The 17269-nt window shown below is 72.5% G+C and carries 11 protein-coding genes and 5 pseudogenes; 3 read left to right on the top strand and 13 right to left on the bottom strand.

Features of this window, described 5'->3' with window-relative positions:
• Positions 1–103: 103 nt before the first annotated feature.
• Positions 104–2202: pseudogene (uvrC, locus tag BJF85_RS25865) on the bottom strand (excinuclease ABC subunit UvrC).
• A 170-nt stretch (positions 2203–2372) separates the two neighbouring features.
• On the opposite strand from uvrC, the gene BJF85_RS25860 reads away from it, so the two are divergent.
• Positions 2373–3158, top strand: coding sequence for an exodeoxyribonuclease III (locus BJF85_RS25860; protein WP_075850507.1), 786 nt, complete (start codon positions 2373–2375; stop codon positions 3156–3158).
• Positions 3159–3204: 46 nt separating this feature from the next.
• Here the strand turns inward: BJF85_RS25860 and BJF85_RS25855 are convergent, their stop codons facing one another.
• From BJF85_RS25855 to fmt, 8 genes and pseudogenes are all read right to left on the bottom strand, one after another.
• Positions 3205–3588 carry a PH domain-containing protein gene (locus tag BJF85_RS25855; RefSeq protein ID WP_139320877.1) on the bottom strand — a complete coding sequence of 128 codons (384 nt, stop codon included), beginning with the start codon at positions 3586–3588 and terminating at the stop codon, positions 3205–3207.
• A gap of 134 nt (positions 3589–3722) precedes the next feature.
• Positions 3723–4241 (bottom strand): 6,7-dimethyl-8-ribityllumazine synthase, encoded by a 519-nt coding sequence (gene ribH, locus BJF85_RS25850; RefSeq protein WP_075850506.1) that lies wholly within the window; start codon positions 4239–4241, stop codon positions 3723–3725.
• On the bottom strand, positions 4238–5587 hold the full coding sequence (locus tag BJF85_RS25845; RefSeq protein WP_075850505.1) for a bifunctional 3,4-dihydroxy-2-butanone-4-phosphate synthase/GTP cyclohydrolase II: 1350 nt from the start codon (positions 5585–5587) through the stop codon (positions 4238–4240). Before BJF85_RS25845 ends, ribH begins: the two co-directional genes overlap by 4 nt.
• 2 nt (positions 5588–5589) lie before the next feature.
• Positions 5590–6243, bottom strand: coding sequence for a riboflavin synthase (locus BJF85_RS25840; protein ID WP_075850504.1), 654 nt, complete (start codon positions 6241–6243; stop codon positions 5590–5592).
• Between the two features lies 1 nt (position 6244).
• Positions 6245–7251 (bottom strand): annotated as a pseudogene (gene ribD / locus BJF85_RS25835) (bifunctional diaminohydroxyphosphoribosylaminopyrimidine deaminase/5-amino-6-(5-phosphoribosylamino)uracil reductase RibD).
• 115 nt (positions 7252–7366) lie between these two features.
• Positions 7367–8049 (bottom strand): annotated as a pseudogene (gene rpe / locus BJF85_RS25830) (ribulose-phosphate 3-epimerase).
• 80 nt (positions 8050–8129) lie between these two features.
• The gene (locus BJF85_RS25825; RefSeq protein ID WP_083666710.1) at positions 8130–9770 is read right to left on the bottom strand and encodes an RsmB/NOP family class I SAM-dependent RNA methyltransferase; all 1641 of its coding nucleotides are present in this window, start codon (positions 9768–9770) and stop codon (positions 8130–8132) included.
• The gene (fmt, locus tag BJF85_RS25820) at positions 9767–10699 is read right to left on the bottom strand and encodes a methionyl-tRNA formyltransferase (protein ID WP_075850503.1); all 933 of its coding nucleotides are present in this window, start codon (positions 10697–10699) and stop codon (positions 9767–9769) included. The genes BJF85_RS25825 and fmt overlap by 4 nt, the downstream gene beginning before the upstream one ends.
• A gap of 103 nt (positions 10700–10802) precedes the next feature.
• Between fmt and BJF85_RS25815 the strand changes: the two genes are divergently transcribed.
• Positions 10803–11390 carry a GNAT family N-acetyltransferase gene (locus BJF85_RS25815; RefSeq protein ID WP_075850502.1) on the top strand — a complete coding sequence of 196 codons (588 nt, stop codon included), beginning with the start codon at positions 10803–10805 and terminating at the stop codon, positions 11388–11390.
• A gap of 293 nt (positions 11391–11683) precedes the next feature.
• A complete protein-coding gene (locus BJF85_RS25810) occupies positions 11684–12223 on the top strand; it encodes a hypothetical protein (RefSeq protein WP_139320868.1) in 540 nt (179 codons plus the stop codon).
• Between the two features lie 24 nt (positions 12224–12247).
• Here the strand turns inward: BJF85_RS25810 and BJF85_RS25805 are convergent, their stop codons facing one another.
• From BJF85_RS25805 to BJF85_RS25790, 4 genes and pseudogenes are all read right to left on the bottom strand, one after another.
• On the bottom strand, positions 12248–12748 hold the full coding sequence (locus tag BJF85_RS25805) for a hypothetical protein (protein WP_075850501.1): 501 nt from the start codon (positions 12746–12748) through the stop codon (positions 12248–12250).
• Positions 12745–13500, bottom strand: coding sequence for a 4-hydroxy-tetrahydrodipicolinate reductase (dapB, locus tag BJF85_RS25800; RefSeq protein ID WP_075850500.1), 756 nt, complete (start codon positions 13498–13500; stop codon positions 12745–12747). Before dapB ends, BJF85_RS25805 begins: the two co-directional genes overlap by 4 nt.
• Positions 13497–14863 (bottom strand): annotated as a pseudogene (locus BJF85_RS25795) (M16 family metallopeptidase). The gene dapB and the pseudogene BJF85_RS25795 overlap by 4 nt, the downstream one beginning before the upstream one ends.
• 104 nt (positions 14864–14967) lie before the next feature.
• Positions 14968–17237, bottom strand: a pseudogene (locus BJF85_RS25790) (polyribonucleotide nucleotidyltransferase).
• Between the last annotated feature and the right edge of the window lie 32 nt (positions 17238–17269).

The raw sequence follows: 17269 nt of genomic DNA, 5'->3' as shown, positions 1-17269 counted from the left end.
CCCGATCCTCTGCCGTCCTCGTCCGCACCCCTGTGGTCCACGGCGCCGCCGTCCCGGTCGCCGTGGGCGCTGTGGGCGCTGTGGGCGCTGTTGTCGGCACTGGTCATGACTGTGACTCCCCTGGTTCCCCTGACTCGCCTTGCTCGCCTGACTTGCCGTGCTCGCCGCGGGTGGCCCGGGTGACTCCCCCGGCGAGCGCCGCGTGCACGACCTCCGCGGTCCGCCTGCCGAACCCCTGCACCTGCGCGATGTCGTCCACGCTGGCCCGTTTCAGCTTCCTGACCGAGCCGAAGTGCTTGATCAGGGCGGCCTTCCTCGCCTGCCCGAGGCCGGGAACGCCGTCCAACTCGGACGACTGCACCCGCTTGCCGCGTTTGTCCCGGTGGTACCGGACGGCGAAGCGGTGCGCCTCGTCGCGCACCCGCTGGAGAAGGTACAGCGCATCCGACGTCCGCGGCAGGACAACGGGCTCATCGTCGTCGGGCAGCCACACCTCCTCGAGCCGTTTCGCCAACCCGATCACGGCGACGTCGGTGATGCCGAGCTCGGCGAGGACGTCGGCGGCCGCGCTCGCCTGCGGGCCCGCACCGTCGACCACCAGCAGATTCGGCGGGTAGGCGAACTTGCGCGGTTTGCCCGTGTCGGGGTCGATGCCGGGCGTCCCGGGCTCTCCGACGTCAGCGGTCTCGCCGACCTCGGTGACAGCGGGGCCCTCGGTGACAGCGGGGCCCTCGGCCGGCACCGGAGCCTCGACCGGCTCGACCCGCTCGTCCGCGGTCTCCTTGAGGTAGCGGGCGAACCGGCGGCGCACGACCTCGGCGACGGAGGCGACGTCGCCCTCGTCGGCGGCCTCGCGCAGCGCGAACCGGCGGTACTCGGACTTACGCGGGACGCCGTCCTCGAACACGACCAGCGAGCCGACCACGTCGGTGCCCTGGGTGTGGCTGATGTCGATGCACTCGATGCGCAGCGGCGCGGTGTCGAGCGCCAGGTGCTCCTGCAGCTCCTGGAGCGCGGCCGACCGCGCGGTCAGATCGCCCGCCCTGCGGAGCTTGTGCTGCGCGAACGCCTCCTTGGCATTGCGTTCGACCGTCTCGGCGAGGGCGCGCTTGTCGCCGCGTTGGGCGACCCGCAGTCGCACGCGCGAGCCGCGCAGCTCCGAGAGCCACGTCGTGACGGCCTCGGCGTCCGGGGGCAGTTCGGGGACGAGCACCTCGCGGGGCACGGCGGGTCCGGTGTCGCCGGGGGTCTGCCGCGCCAGGTCGAGCTGCTCGGCGTAGAACTGGCTCAGGAACTGTCCGACGAGGTCGCCCACGCCCATCTCGTCGACCTTGTCGATCACCCAGCCCCGCTGGCCGCGCACGCGTCCGCCGCGCACGTGGAAGATCTGCACGGCGGCCTCGAGCTCGTCGTGGGCGAAGGCGACGACGTCGCGTCGGTGCCGTCGCCGAGCACCACGGCCTGCTTCTCCATGGCCTTGCGCAGCGCGGCGAGGTCGTCGCGCAACCGCGCGGCGCGTTCGAACTCCAGCTCCTCGGAGGCCTCCGCCATCGCCTTCTCGAGCCTGCGCACCATCGTGTCGGTGCGGCCGGCGAGGAAGTCGCAGAAGTCCTCGACGATCGCCCGGTGCTCGTCGGCGTCGACCCGGCCGACGCACGGGGCGGAGCACTTGTCGATGTACCCGAGCAGGCAGGGCCTGCCGATCTGGCTGTGCCGGCGGAACACGCCGTTCGAGCACGTGCGCGCTGGGAACACCCGCAGCAGCAGGTCGAGCGTCTCGCGGATCGCCCACGCGTGGGCGTACGGGCCGAAGTAGCGCACGCCCTTCTTGCGCGGGCCGCGGTAGACGTGCAGCCGGGGGTACTCCTCGTGCAGCGTCACGGCCAACACGGGGTAGCTCTTGTCGTCGCGGTACCGGACGTTGAACCGCGGGTCGAACTCCTTGATCCAGTTGTACTCGAGCTGCAGCGCCTCGACCTCGGTGGACACCACGGTCCACTCGACGCCGGCCGCCGTCGTCACCATCTGCCGGGTCCGCGGGTGCAGTCCGGTCAGATCGGCGAAGTACGAGTTCAGCCGGCTGCGCAGGCTCTTCGCCTTGCCGACGTAGATGACACGGCGCCGCTCGTCACGGAACTTGTACACGCCCGGCTCGTCGGGGATGCTCCCCGGCGCGGGCCGGTAGGTCGACGGGTCAGCCACGGACTCCACCCTATTTCGCCGGTCGGACATTCCCGGTGACCGCCTGCCCGTCCTCCCCGCCTGTCCTGGTCCGTCACCTGCGGCCCGGGGCCGCCCGCACCCGTGGCGACCCTCCAGGGCCGAGCGGTATAGGGCGTTATACAGACCCCGGGCTGTGCGAAGGTTCCCGCATGCGGATCGCCACGTGGAACGTCAACTCGATCACCGCCCGGCTCCCCCGACTGCTGGCGTGGCTCGAGGGCACCCGGCCGGACGTGCTGTGCTTGCAGGAACTCAAGTGCGCCGACGACGCCTTCCCCACCACCGCGGTGGCCGAGCTCGGCTACGAGGTCGCCTCCCACGGCACGGGCCGATGGAACGGCGTGGCGATCCTGTCGAGGGTCGGCCTGGCCGATGTCGTGCGCGATCTGCCCGGCCAGCCCGCCTACGACGGCGCCGTCGAACCCCGCGCCGTCGGCGCGACGTGCGGTGGGGTGCGCCTGTGGTCGGTCTACGTGCCCAACGGCCGCGAACCCGACCATGCGCACTACCACTACAAGCTCGACTGGCTGGCGACGCTGGGCGCGACCGTGGTCGCCGACCGGGCCGCCGACCCGGACCGGCCGCTGGCGGTGCTCGGCGACTTCAACATCGCCCCGGCCGACGAGGACGTGTGGGACATCGCCCTGTTCGCCGAGTCGACGCACGTCACCGAGCCGGAACGGAAGGCCCTGGCCGCGCTGCGCGACGCGGGCCTGTCGGACGTGGTGCCGCGGCCGTTGAAGTACGACCACCCGTACACGTACTGGGACTACCGGCAGTTGGCGTTCCCGAAGAACAAGGGCATGCGCATCGACCTGGTGTACGCCGACGCCGCCGTGGCCGGCGCCGTCACCGACGCCTACGTCGACCGCGAGGAGCGCAAGGGCAAGGGACCCTCCGACCACGCACCCGTGGTCGCCGACCTCGACCTGTGAACCCCGGACCTCCACCACGGCCGGTGGTGGAGGTCCGGTGGCGGGGTCACTCCTGCCAGGCCTGCTTGTGCAACTTGCGCAGTCCGCGAACCGCCTCGACGGCGCGGTGCCGGTCGACGGCCTGCACGGCCAGCATCGGGTAGTACTCGTCCTCGGGCAGTTCGAGCCGGGCGAACGACGCGCCGTCGGGGAAGCTCACCGACAGCACCTCGGACCAGGCGAAGTACTTGGTCGTCAGCACGTTGCGCACCGACACCCCGCGCGCGTCCGCGCGCACCTTCGGCGAGCCGAACGCGGCGCACGCCAGACCGAAGATGGCGCCGACGAGGCCCATCGCGATCTGGTCGCTCACCCGGAAGATCGCGCCCGTGTCCGACTCGCTCAGCAGGACGGCCACGGCCACGAACGCCCCGAACAGCAGGGCGCCCATCACCCCGCCGACCACCGCCGCCTGGCGCGGCCGGGCGACGAGCACGTCGCCGGCGCCTGCGGCGTCGTCGGCGGGTCCGGCCGGTCCTTCGGGCCCGTCGGGCCGGTTGTCCTCGGTCATCTGCTCACTCGCGTTCACACAAAGCCCCGTTCGGTCCACGGTTGACGCAGGCCCCGGAGCACCCCGGCGGTCGTCAACGCCGCGATCGTGGCCTCTCGTCCCTTGTTCTCTGTCGAATCCGGCAGTCCGGCCCGGTCGAGGGCCTGCTGCTCGGTGTCGCACGTCAGCACGCCGTTGCCGACGGGGGTCGACTCGTCGAGCGCGACCCGCGTCAGACCGGACGTCACGGCGTCGCACACGTAGTCGAAGTGCGGCGTGCCGCCCCGGATCACGACGCCGAGTGCGGCGACGGCGTCGTGGCTGCGTGCCAGTGCCTGGGCGACGACGGGCAGCTCCACCGAGCCCGACACGCGCACCACGGTCGGGTCGTCGGCGAGCTCCACCTCCGAGGCGGCCTGCAGCGCGTTGCGCACGAGGCTCTCGGTGATCGTCGTGTGCCAGCGGGTGGCGACGATCGCCAACCGCAAACCCGCACACTCCTTGAGGGCCTCGGCCGTGTCTCCGGCCTCGTCGGGGCGTCCCTCACCGCTCACCGCAGGCCACCGCCTTCCCGGTCGCGTCCGTTCGTGCTCACGTCCGGTTTGCCCAGATCCGCGTCGGTCATGCCCGCGCCGACGTCGTCGGCGTTCTCGAGCTGCGCGAGCTCGTGGCCCATCCGATCGCGTTTGGTCTGCAGGTACCGCATGTTCTCCGGGTTCGGCGACACCGGCAGCGGCACCCGGCCCGTCACGCGCAGCCCGTAGCCCTCGAGACCGACGCGCTTGGTCGGGTTGTTCGTCAGCAGCCGCATCGACCGCACGCCCAGGTCGGTGAGGATCTGGGCGCCCGTGCCGTAGTCCCGCGCGTCGGCGGGCACGCCGAGCGCGAGGTTCGCGTCGACCGTGTCGGCGCCGCCGTCCTGCAGTTCGTAGGCCTGCAGCTTGTGCAGCAGGCCGATGCCGCGGCCCTCGTGCCCGCGGACGTAGAGCACCACGCCCCGGCCCGCCTCGGCGACGGCCTCGAGCGCGGCCTGCAGCTGCGGACCGCAGTCGCAGCGCAGCGAGCCGAACACGTCGCCGGTGAGGCATTCGGAGTGCACGCGCACCAGCACGTCCTCGCCCTCGCCGAGGTCGCCGTAGACGAACGCGACATGCTCGATGCCGTCGAGCAGGCTGTCGTAGCCGATGGCGCGGAACGTGCCCGCGGCCAGGGGGATGCGTGCCTCGGCCGCGCGGGCGACCTGCTTCTCGAAGCGCCTGCGGTAGGCGATGAGGTCGGCGATCGTGATCAGCCGCAGGTCGTGGTCGGCGGCGAACACCTCGAGCTCGTCGCGCTTGGCCATGTCGCCGTCGTGCTTCTGCGACACGATCTCGCACAGCACGCCGGCCGGCGCCAGACCGGCCATCCGGGCGAGGTCGACGCCGGCCTCGGTGTGCCCGGGGCGGCGCAGCACGCCGCCGTCCTTGGCGCGCAGCGGCACGACGTGCCCGGGGCGCTTGAAGTCCTTCGGCCCCGTCGCCGGGTCGGCCAGCAGTTGGATCGTGTGGGCACGGTCGGTGGCCGAGATGCCGGTGCCGATGCCCTCGGCGGCGTCGACGGTCACCGTGTAGGCCGTGCCGCGGGCGTCCTGGTTGGTGTGGAACATCGGCGGCAGGTCGAGGCGCTCGCAGTCCTCACCGGTCAGCGAGACGCACACGTACCCGGACGTGTAGCGCACCATGAACGCGAGCAGCTCCGGCGTCGCCTTCTCGGCCGCGAAGATCAGGTCGCCCTCGTTCTCGCGGTCCTCGTCGTCGACGACCACCACGGCCTTGCCGTTGGCGATGTCCTGGATCGCCAGCTCGATCGACTCGAGGTCGAAGCCCGCCGGGGGGCTGTCCACTGCTGACCCCTCTGTCATGGTCACGCGTCCTCCTTGCCGCGGCCGTGGCCGGTGTCCACGCCGTGGCTGCCATTGTCCACCGCGAGTGCGCGCAATCCCGCAGCGGCCTGCTTCTCGACGTACTTGGCCAACACGTCCACCTCGAGGTTGACGAGATCGCCGGGTTCGGTGCGGCCGAGCGTCGTCAGGGCCAGCGTGGTCGGGATGAGCGCGACGGTCAGCTCCTCGTCGTCGACCCCGGCGACGGTCAGCGACACGCCGTCGATCGCGATCGAGCCCTTCTCCACGATGTAGCGGCCCAGCTCGGGCGGGAACGCGAAGTGCGTGACGTCGTCGGTGTCGCGGTGCAGGAACACGCCGGTGCCGTCGACGTGGCCCTGCATGACGTGCCCGCCGAAGCGGCCGCCCGCGGCCATGGCGCGTTCCAGGTTGACGGTGCGGCCCACCTCGGCCGAGGCCAGGCTGGTGCGCTTGAGCGTCTCGCGGACGACGTCGACGGCGAACTCGCCGCCCTCGGTCTCCACCACGGTCAGGCACACGCCGTTGACGGCGATCGAGTCGCCGTGCTTGGCGTCCCCGGTCACGACCGGGCCGCGCACCCGCAGGCGTGCACCCTCGCCGGTCTCCTCGACACCGGTGATCTCACCGAGTTCTTCCACGATCCCCGTGAACACGTCAGTGTCCTCCCTCGTCCGTGACCGGTACGGCCGTGATCCGCACGTCGTCCCCACTCATGGTGGCCCCTTCGACACGCCACCGGTGCGCTTCGGTGATGGTCGACACCCCCGCCGGGCCGAGCGCCGTCGCCCCGGAGCCCAGCAGCGCGGGGGCGACATAGGCGACGATCCGGTCGATCATCCCTGCCTGCGCGAACGCGCCCGCGAGGGTGGGTCCGCCCTCGAGCAGCACGTCGACGACGCCGCGGTCGGCGAGCGCGGCGAGCACCTCGGCCGGATCGTGGGTGCGCACGTGCAGCGTCTCGGCGGCGGCGTCCCGCACGCGGGCCGTGTCCGGGATCTCCCGCGTGCGACGATCACGCGCAGCGGCTGGCGCTCGGCGAGCCTGCCGTCGGCGGCGCGGACGGTCAGCCACGCGTCGTCGGTGAGCACGGTGCCGGTGCCGGCGACCACCGCGTCGGCCGCGGCGCGGATGCGGTGCACCTCGGCGCGCGACACCGGCCCGGAGATCCAGCGGCTCGTGCCGTCGGCGGCGGCGACGCGGCCGTCGAGCGTCGCGGCGTACTTCCACGTGACGTGGGGCCGCCCGGTACGCAGGTGGTGCAGCCAGGCACGCAGCGGGCCGGCCGCGACATCGCCCGCCAGCAGGCCGCCGCGCACGTCGAGTCCGGCGGCGCGGAGCACCTCGCCGCCACCCGCGGCGACGGCATGCGGATCGGCGACGGCGTATCGGACGGCGGCCACGCCGGCCTCCAGCAGCGCCTCGGTGCACGGTGGGGTGCGGCCGTGGTGCGCGCACGGTTCGAGCGTGACGTACGCGGTGCCGCCGCGGGCCCGCTCCCCCGCCTCGCGCAGCGCCATCACCTCGGCGTGCGGACCACCGGGCTGCTGCGTCGCGCCCGCGCCGACCCGGTTGCCGTCGACATCGACGATGACCGCGCCGACCGGCGGGTTCGGGCTCGTGCTGCCGCGGACGGCCTCGCTCAGCGCCACCGCCGCCGCCATCAGGTCCCGGTCGACGGCGTCGCGGTCGACGGCGTCCCGGTCGACAGGGTCTCGGTCGGCGGCTGCCGGATCGGCGTCGGCCGCCGCGCCGGCGGGGTCGTGCTCGGCGGGCACGTCAGTGCGCCGGCCGGGCGGCGGCCGCCTGGCCGCGCAGCGCGGCCACGGCCTTGCCCGGATCCTCCGCCCCGTACACGGCGGAGCCGGCGACGAAACAGTCCACCCCGGCCTCGGCCGCCTGCTCGATCGTGGCGGCGTTGATGCCGCCGTCGATCTCCACGACGAGCGTGAGGTGCCCGGTGTCGACGAGCCGACGCGCGGTGCGCACCTTCTCGAGCACGTCGGGGATGAACGACTGGCCGCCGAAACCCGGTTCGACCGACATGATCAGCAGCGTGTCGTAGTGCTTGAGCGTGTCCAGGTGCGGTTCGAGCGGGGTGCCCGGCTTGACGGACAGACCCGCCTTCGACCCGGCCGCGCGCAGGTTCTTCGCCAGCATCACCGGATCGTTGGCGGCCTCGACGTGCACCGTCACGTTGTAGCGCCCGCCTCGGCGTACCCGGGCGCCCAGCGGTCCGGGTCCTCGATCATCAGGTGGCAGTCGAGCGGCACGTCGGTGGCGCCGCGCAGCGACTCCACGACCGGCAGGCCGAGGGTGAGGTTGGGGACGAAGTGGTTGTCCATCACGTCGACGTGCACCCAGTCGGCGCGGGTGTCACCGTCGCCTGCCGCGCCGCTCACGGCGGCGACCTCCTCGCCGAGACGCGCGAAGTCGGCGGACAGGATGCTCGGTGCGATCAGCGGAGATACTCGTGGAGCCACACCCGAATCCTAGGCAGCCGCCCGCCGGGGCCGACACCGCCCCGGTCTCGGGGCGCGCGTCAGACGCGACGGGCGAGCCCGCAGAACATGGCGTCGGTGCCGTGCCGGTGCGGCCACAGCTGCACGGTCGGCCCGTCGCCGAGCTGCGGCACGTCCGGGAAGTACGGCCGCGCGTCGACGATCTCGGCGCCGGCGCGCCGCACGGCGGTCCCGAACGATCCCTCGGTCTCGGCCAGGTGCGGCGAGCACACGACGTAGGCGACAAGGCCGCCGGGCCGCACGAGCTCGAATGCGGAGGCGAGCAGCTCGACCTGCAGTTTCGTCAGGTCGGCGACGTCGCCCTGCTTGCGCCGCCACCGCGACTCCGGACGGCGCCGCAGCGCCCCGAGCCCGCTGCACGGCGCGTCCACGAGCACCCGGTCGTAGTCGCCGTCGAGGCCGGGCTCGCGGCCGTCGGCGACGTGCACGGTCACCGGCAGGCCCTCGACCGCGCCGGAGATGAGGCGCGCGCGATGTTCGGCCACCTCGACGGCGTCGACGTGCACCCCTTCGGCGTCGGACGTGTCGGCTGTCGCGGCCAGTGACCCGAGCAGCACCGCCTTGCCGCCGGGACCGGCACACAGGTCGAGCCAGCGGCTGTCGGACCCGGTGACGGGCGCGTTCACGGCGGCGAGGGTCACCAGCTGACTGCCCTCGTCCTGCACCACGGCGAGCCGTTCGGTGAGCGGTTCGGACGCCGACAGGTCGCCGCTGCCCGCGGGCAGGTGCACGGCATAGGGCGAGTACGGGGCGACGTCGCCGCCGGTCACGGCGGCCAGCTCGTCGGCGCTGATCTCGCCGGGCTTGGCCAGCAGGTGCACCTCGGGACGCGCGTCGTCGGCCTCGAGCGCCGCGGCGAGGTCGTCGCCGGTGTCGCCGAGCGCCTCCGCGAACGAGCGCGCGATCCACCGCGGGTGGGCGTTGCGCAGGGCGAGGTTACCGATCCGATCCTGCTCGGGGTCGGGCGCCAGTTCGTCGAGCCACTGCGCTTCGTCCTTGTCGGACACCTTCCGCAGCACGGCGTTGACGAACCCCGCGACGTGCGAACCGGCGGCGTCGCGCACGAGCTCGACGGCCGAGTCGACCGCGGCGTGCGCGGGGATCCGCGTGCGCAGCAGCTGATACGAACCCAGCCGCAACGCGTCGAGCACCACACCGTCCACCTCGGACAGTGGGCGGTCGATGCAGGCGGCGACGATCTCGTCGAGCAGGCCCGCGGCGCGCGCGGTCCCGTAGGTCAGCTCGGTCGCGAGCGCGGCGTCCCGACCGGACACCCGCCGCTCCCGCAACAGCTCGGGCAGCAGCAGGTTGGCGTAGGCGTCGCGCTCGGTGATGGCGCGCAGCACGTCGAACGCCACCTGCCGGGCCGGATCCACGGCCGGCGGGGTGCGGGGGCTCTCCTTGCGGGGCGCGGGCCGGCGGCCGCGGTCGCCCTCACCGGGCCGTCCGCCACGGCGCCCACCGCCGCCCCGGCGGTCACCACCTCGGCGATCGCCCCGGCCCTCACCGCCACGGCGGTCGTTACGGCCGTTGCGGCCGTTGTCGTTGCCCTGGCGGCCGCCGCCGCGCGGGCCGCGCCGGTCCCGGTCCCGGCCGTTCTCCCGGCCGTCCCCACCGCCGTTACCGCCATTACCGCCGTCGTTGCGGTGGTCGTCGGTCATGTGAGGCGCTCCCCCTGCTCGATCCTGGTGCCGCGAGCCCAGTCGGTCGCCGCCATCCGTTTCTTGCCCTGTGCCTGGACCTCGCCCAGCTCGACCGGGCCGGTCGCGGTGCCCGCGAGGACGCGTCGACGTTCGACGAGCAGCGCGCCCGGGGCCAGATCGGGCGCCGCCGCGGGATCGGCGGGCCGTACGGGTCCCAGTTTGCAGCGGGACCCGCGGAACTCGGCCCACGCACCGGGTTCCGGCGTCACCGCGCGGATCTGCCGATCGACGGTGAGCGCCGGGTCGGTGAAGCGCACGCGGGCGTCGTCGACGCTCACCTTCGGGGCGTACGTCACGCCGTCCGCGGGCTGCGGGACGGCCTGCACGGTGCCGTCCTCGATCCCGTCCATCGTGGACGTCATCAGCGCGGCGCCGGACTCTGCGAGCCGGTCGAGGAGTTCCCCGGCCGTGTCGGTCGCGGCGATCTTCTCGGTCACGACGCCGAAGACGGGGCCGGCGTCGAGTTCGCGCACGATGCGGAAGGTGGACGCGCCGGTGTACTCGTCGCCCGCGCGGACAGCGGCCTGCACGGGCGCCGCGCCGCGCCAGGCGGGCAGCAACGAGAAGTGCAGGTTCACCCAGCCGTGGGCGGGAATGTCGAGCGCCTCCTGCTTCAGCAGTGCGCCGTAGGCGACGACCGGGCAGGCGTCGGGGGCAAGTTCGGTGAGCCGGGCGAGGAAGTCGGGGTCGTCGGCCCGCGTCGGGGTCAGCACCTCGATGCCGTGCTCGTCGGCGAGCGCGCCGACCGGCGAACGGTGGAGCGTGCGACCGCGGCCGGCAGGCGCGTCGGGGCGCGTCACGACGGCGACGACCTCGTGGCGCGAGGCCAGCAACGCACGCAGCGTCGGGACGGCGGGTTCGGGGGTTCCTGCGAAGACCAGCCTCATCGGCCGCCCGTTCGCCTCGCGAGTGCGCTCATCGGCGATCAGTTTAGGTGTCGGCCGGCTCCCGCACGTCGGCAGGACGAGGCGACCACTAGGGTCATGGGCCATGACGGACGCCACGGTGCGCATCGCCACCGCCGACGACGCCGCCGCCATCGCCCGCATCCAGGTGCGCACGTGGCGCACCGCGTACGCCGAGGCGCTCGGCCGGGCCACCGTGGAGGCGCTCGACGAGGACGCGCTCACCGCCGAGTGGGCCGCGGCCGTGGGCCACGCCGGATCGTCGGTGTTCGTCGCGCTCGAAGGCTCCGAGCTCGTCGGCTTCTGCGCCGCCGGACCCGCCCCGGACTCCGATATCGCGGCCGCCGACGGCACTCCGCCCGACGACGCCGGTTCGGTCGCGCTCATCTCCACCGTGCTCGTCGAACCCCGGTGGGGGCGCCGCGGCCACGGCGGGCGGCTGTTCGGCACCGCGGCCCACGCGCTACGCGCGGGCGGGCACACCCGCGGCGTCACCTGGACCGCTCAGTCCGACTCCGCGTCCCTGTCGTTCTTCCGCAGCGTCGGCTGGAACCCCGACGGCACCGTCCGCACGCTCGACACCGGGGAGCGGACCGTGCGCGAGTTGCGCCTCACCGGCGGTCTCGACGTCCACTTCGACACCGATCGGGTTGATTCCGCCACCCTGGGGTAAACATCCGGTTTCCATCTGTCTGACCGCCGCCCGCACGAACGTCGGAAAATGCGGCACCACCAGGGCGGACATCGGCGGAGAACCACGACGCGACCACCCCATCACCCCGCGCCGTCTGGCATCCTCGTCGGCGGCGCCGCGACGGGTTCACATCACAGGACCACCACGCGGCCGCTGCCATCATGTCAGCGGTGTCGACCGGACGTCGGCACCCGAGTCCCCGTCCCCGCCCCGATCGCCACCGCCGCCGGTCCCGCTCCCCGACCACCCTCCCCCGTCACCGGAGTTTCCCTGTGCTGACCTGGCTGTGCATCGCCTTCGGCGTCGCCGTGGGCTCGTCACTGCTTCCCGTGGTCAGCATCGAACTCTTCATCATCACGGTGATGACGACGGAGGCCGAGCAGATCCCCTGGGTCCTGATGGGCGCGGTCGTGGCCGTGGGACATCTCATCGGCAAGCTGCCCTACTACCTGGCCGCCCGCGGATCCATCCACCTGCCGCGCGTGCTGCACGAGCGCATCCACCGGCCCCGCCGCGAACGCCCCATGACGCCGCGTCGCGAGCGGTGGCAACGCCGCACGAAACGCGTCCGCGGCTGGCTCGAGGCGCTCCGCGAGCGCTGCCACCGGCATCCGGGCTGGATGACCACGACCTACGGGGTCAGCTCCGTCGTCGGTCTGCCGCCCTACATGGCGACCGTCGTACTCGCCGGGTTCGTCAACATGCGGCCGGCCCTGTTCGTCGGCGCCGGCCTGGCCGGACGGTTCGTCCGCTTCAGCATCCTCGCCGGCGCCCCCGCCGTGTGCGCAGGCTGGTTCGGCGTGACCCTCTGAGCCGACGCTCCCGGTGAGCCCCGCTCAGGCGGCGCTGTCGGTCGAGGAACTGTCGGTCGAGGAGCTGCCGGTGGAGGTGCCGTCGCCGGCGGCCTCGAGCTCGACGGCCTTGCGCATCGTGGCCCGCGCGCGGCTCCGGTCGCCCGCGATGTCGTAGGCGTAGGCGAGGCGGTACCAGCGGCGCCAGTCGTCGGGTTCCTGCTCGAGTTCGGCGCGACGCTCCTCGAACCACGTGTCGGCGGCCGTGCGATCGACCCGCCCGGACGGGCGGCGCGGCAGATCGGACACGTCGGGCAGTCCGCCCTCCGCCTCGAGCTTGCGTGCGAGCCGCTGGATCTGGTTGCCCGAGCGCCACGTCATCCACAGCATCCACACGCCGAGCAGCGGCAGTACGAGCACACCCGCGCCCAGCAGCATCGGCACCGGTTCACCCGTGCCCAGCAACGCGACGGCGCGCCCGGCCAGCAACACCAGGTACAGCGCGACCGCCGCGGTCGCGAGGATCGCGAGGTTGCGCGCCTTCACAGGTCCAACACCTGCTCGAGGCCGACGGTGATGCCGGGCCGCGCCGGCGTCTCCCGGATGCCGAGCAGCACACCGGGCATGAACGACGTCCGGTCCATCGAGTCGTGCCGGATCGTCAGGGTCTCCCCCGCCGCGCCGAACATGATCTCCTCGTGGGCCACCAGGCCGGGCAGGCGCACCGAGTGCACCCGCACGCCGTCGAGGTCGGCACCGCGCGCACCATCCACTTCGGACACCGTCGCGTCGGGGCCGGGTTCGACGCCGGCCTCGGCACGGGCCTGCGCGATCATCCGCGCCGTGTGGGCCGCGGTGCCGGACGGCGCGTCGGCCTTGCGGTTGTGGTGCAGTTCGACGACCTCGGCCGAGTCGTAGAACTTCGCGGCCTGCTGGGCGAACCGCATCGCCAGCACCGCGCCGAGGGCGAAGTTCGGCGCGATGAGCACGCCGAGTTCCGGCCGGTCGGCGAGCCAGCCGCGCAGCTGCGCGAGGCGCTCCTCGGTGAACCCGGTCGTGCCGACCACGGCGTGCATGCCGCGGCTCAGGGCGAACTCCAGGTTCCCCATGACGGCGTCCGGGTGGGTGAAGTCGACGACGACGTCGACCTTCGCCTCGGCCAGCGTGTCGAGGCTGTCGCCGGACCCGACGGTGGCCACGAGCTCCATGTCCGGCGCCCCGTCGACCGCGCGTACGGTCTCGGCGCCCATGCGGCCGGTGTGGCCGAGCACGCCGACGCGGATGGGACTGGCGGTCATGCGATCACCTCGTGCAGTTCGTCGGGAAGGTCCTCGTCGTGAGCGTACGGCCCGACCACCACAGCGGCCGTCGGACCTGCCTGCCTGCGCAGGAGTGTGCGGGCGAGCACGGCCACCTCGTCGTCGGTGACCGCGTCGATCCGGGCCAGGTTGTCCTCGACGCTCAGGTGCCGGCCGTAGTTGAGCTCGTTCTTGCCGAGTCGGCTCATCCGCGAGGCGGTGTCCTCCATGCCGAGCACCAGCGCTCCGCGCAGTTGGCCCTTGGCCCTCGCGGTCTCGGCGGCCGACAGGCCGTCGGCGGCGACGTCGTCGAGCACGCCGCGCACGACGCCGGTCACCTCGCCCAGCCGGTCCGGTTGGCATCCGGCGTACACCGACAGGTGGCCGGTGTCGGCGTACGTCGCCAGCGACGAGTACACCTGGTACGCCAGCCCCCGCCGTTCCCGCACCTCTTGGAACAGCCGGGAGCTCATCCCCCCGCCCAGGGCGGCGTTCAGCACGGCCAGGGCGTAGCGACGCTCGTCGTGCCTGCCGAACGTGGGCGTGCCGAGCATCAGATGCGCCTGTTCGGTGTCGTCGGAGCGCAACGCGAGGGTGCGGGTGCGGCGCAGTCGGGCCCGCCCCGTGCGCGGTGCGGCGGGCGCTGCGCGGGGTCGGGCGCAGGCCGGTCGCGCAGCGCGCGCCGCACGAGCCGCAACACCGCGGCGTGCGTGATGTTGCCCGCGACGGCAAGGACCATGCGCTCCGGGACGTAGCGGCGGCGGTAGAAGCCTCGCAGCGCCCGCGGCGACATGCCGCGGATCGACTCCTGGCTGCCGAGCACGGGCCGGCCGAGCGGATTGCCGTCGAGGACGGTCTCGACGAACGTCTCGTGCAGCAGGTCCTCGGGGTCGTCGTCGCGCATGGCGATCTCCTCGAGCACGACGCTGCGTTCGGTCTCCACGTCGGCGTCGGCGCAGCGCGCCCCGAACACGACGTCGGTGACCAGGTCGATCGCCACCGGCAGGTCCTCGTCGATGACCTGCGCGTAGTAGCAGGTGTGCTCCTTGGCCGTGAAGGCGTTGAGCTCACCGCCGACGGCGTCGACCTCCTCGGCGATATCGGTGGCGTCGCGGCGCGCGGTGCCCTTGAACAACAGGTGCTCGAGGTAGTGCGCGGCGCCGGCCACGGCGGGATGCTCGTCCCGCGAGCCGACGCCGACCCACAGGCCGACCGTCGCCGAGCGCACGCCCGGGATCTGCTCGGTGACCACGCGCAGGCCACCGGGCAACACGGTCCGCCGCACCCGCGGACCGTCCGATGTGGACTCCAGGGTGCGGGTGGTGCCTACGGGCTGTTCGTAGCCGGAAATCTGCGCTGCCATCAACCTTGCTTCGTCGCGGGGATCGGTCTCGCACACACAGCGACCCGCCGGGGCACGAATGCCGTCGACGGGTCGCTGTCGCGTGCGGGTGTGGTGCGGCCGCGTTACTCGGCGGCGGCCGGCTCCGGCGTCTCCGCCGTCTCGGCCGCGTCGCCCTCGGCCGCGGCGGACGTGTCGCCCTCCGCGTCCTCGTTGACGACGACGAGGCTGATCTTGCCGCGGTTGTCGATGTCCTGGATCTCGACGCGCAGCTTGTCGCCGACGTTCACGACGTCCTCGACCTTGCCGATGCGCTTGCCGTTGCCCAGCTTCGAGATGTGCACGAGGCCGTCCTTGCCGGGCAGCAGCGAGACGAACGCGCCGAAGGCGGCGGTCTTGACGACCGTGCCCAGGAAGCGCTCGCCGACCTTCGGCAACTGCGGGTTGGCGATCGCGTTGATCTTGTCGATCGCCGCCTCGGCGGACGGACCGTCGGCGGCGCGACGTAGATCGTGCCGTCGTCCTCGATCGAGATGTCGGCGCCGGTCTCCTCGGTGATCGTGTTGATCATCTTGCCCTTCGGCCCGATGACCTCGCCGATCTTGTCGACCGGGATCTTCACGCTCGTCACGCGCGGGGCGTACGGGCTCATCTCGTCCGGCTCGTCGATCGCCTCGGACATCACGTCCATGATCGTCAGCCGGGCGTCGCGCGCCTGGTTCAGCGCGGCGGCCAGCACGTCGGACGGGATGCCGTCGAGCTTGGTGTCGAGCTGCAGGGCCGTAATGACGTCCTTGGTGCCGGCGACCTTGAAGTCCATGTCACCGAAGGCGTCCTCGGCGCCGAGGATGTCGGTCAGCGCGACGTAACGCGTCTCACCGTCAACCTCGTCGGACACCAGGCCCATCGCGATGCCCGCGACCGGCGCCTTCAGCGGCACACCGGCGTTGTACAGGCTCATCGTGGACGCGCAGACCGAACCCATCGACGTCGAGCCGTTCGAGCCCAGCGCCTCCGACACCTGACGGATGGCGTAGGGGAACTCGTCACGCTTCGGCAGCACCGGCACGAGCGCGCGCTCGGCGAGCATGCCGTGGCCGATCTCGCGGCGCTTGGGCGTGCCCACGCGGCCGGTCTCGCCGGTGGAGAACGGCGGGAAGTTGTAGTGGTGCAGGTAGCGCTTGGACGTCTCCGGAGAGAGCGTGTCCAGCGTCTGCTCCATGCGCAGCATGTTCAGCGTGGTGACACCCATGATCTGGGTCTCGCCGCGCTCGAACAGCGCCGAACCGTGCGTCCGCGGGATGACCGCGACCTCGGCGCCCAGCTGGCGGATGTCGGTCACGCCGCGGCCGTCGATGCGGACCTTGTCGCGCAGGATGCGCTGGCGCACCACCTGCTTGGTCAGCGACTTGAACGCGGCGCCGATCTCCTTGTCACGGCCCTCGAACGCCTCGCCCTCGCCGAGGCCGACCTTCTCCAGGACGGCGGCCTTGACCTCGTCGGTGGCGTCGTCGCGGTCCTGCTTGCCCTCGGTCGCCAGCGCCTTGGTCAGCTCGTCGGTCGCGATCGCGGCGACGGCGTCGTAGGCGTCCTGCTGGTAGGGCGGGAACGTCGGGTAGTCGCCGGTCGGCTTGGCCGCGACCTCGGCGAGCTGCTGCTGCGCCTCGCACAGGGCGCGGATGAACGGCTTGGCGGCGTCGAGGCCCTGCGCGACCGTCGTCTCGGTCGGCGCGGTCCCGCCCTCGGCGACCAGGTCGAGCGTGTTCTCGGTGCCCTCGGCCTCGACCATCATGATCGCGACGTCATCACCGACGACACGGCCGGCGACGACCATGTTGAACGTGGCCTTCTCCAGCTGCGACCAGGTCGGGAACGCGACCCACTGGTCCTCGATCAGCGCGATGCGCACGCCGCCGATGGGACCGGAGAACGGCAGGCCGCCGATCTGCGTGGACGCGGACGCGGCGTTGATCGCCAGCACGTCGTACGGGTCCTCGGGGTGCAGGCTCTGCACCGTGATGACGATCTGGATCTCGTTGCGCAGGCCGTCGGCGAACGACGGGCGCAGCGGGCGGTCGATCAGTCGGCAGGTCAGGACCGCGTCCGTGGACGGACGGCCCTCCCTGCGGAAGAACGCGCCGGGGATCCGGCCGGCGGCGTACATGCGCTCCTCGACGTCCACCGTCAGCGGGAAGAAATCGAAGTGCTCCTTGGGCTGCTTCGAGGCCGTGGTGGCCGACAGCAGCATGGTCTCGTCGTCGAGGTACGCCACGACCGAGCCGGCGGCCTGCTTGGCCAGCCTGCCCGTCTCGAAGCGCACCGTGCGCGTGCCGAACCGACCGTTGTCCAGCACGGCTTCCGTTTCGTGCACGGTGATGCCGTCTGCATCAGTCATATCTGTTCTTACTCCTCGTACCATCGCAACGC

This window comes from Saccharomonospora sp. CUA-673, assembly GCF_001942305.1.
Lineage (GTDB): Bacteria > Actinomycetota > Actinomycetes > Mycobacteriales > Pseudonocardiaceae > Prauserella.
Note: the sequence above shows the minus strand (reverse complement) of the source record. Positions and strands in the feature narration are given on the sequence as shown.

Bases quoted from the DNA above. Each gene is read 5' to 3' on its own strand.
- BJF85_RS25825 (WP_083666710.1), bottom strand. From the start codon at position 9,770: ATGACCGACGACCACCGCAACGACGGCGGTAATGGCGGTAACGGCGGT.
- BJF85_RS25855 (WP_139320877.1), bottom strand. From the start codon at position 3,588: ATGGGCGCCCTGCTGTTCGGGGCGTTCGTGGCCGTGGCCGTCCTGCTG.
- BJF85_RS25860 (WP_075850507.1), top strand. From the start codon at position 2,373: ATGCGGATCGCCACGTGGAACGTCAACTCGATCACCGCCCGGCTCCCC.
- BJF85_RS25815 (WP_075850502.1), top strand. From the start codon at position 10,803: ATGACGGACGCCACGGTGCGCATCGCCACCGCCGACGACGCCGCCGCC.
- dapB (WP_075850500.1), bottom strand. From the start codon at position 13,500: ATGACCGCCAGTCCCATCCGCGTCGGCGTGCTCGGCCACACCGGCCGC.
- BJF85_RS25845 (WP_075850505.1), bottom strand. From the start codon at position 5,587: ATGACAGAGGGGTCAGCAGTGGACAGCCCCCCGGCGGGCTTCGACCTC.
- fmt (WP_075850503.1), bottom strand. From the start codon at position 10,699: ATGAGGCTGGTCTTCGCAGGAACCCCCGAACCCGCCGTCCCGACGCTG.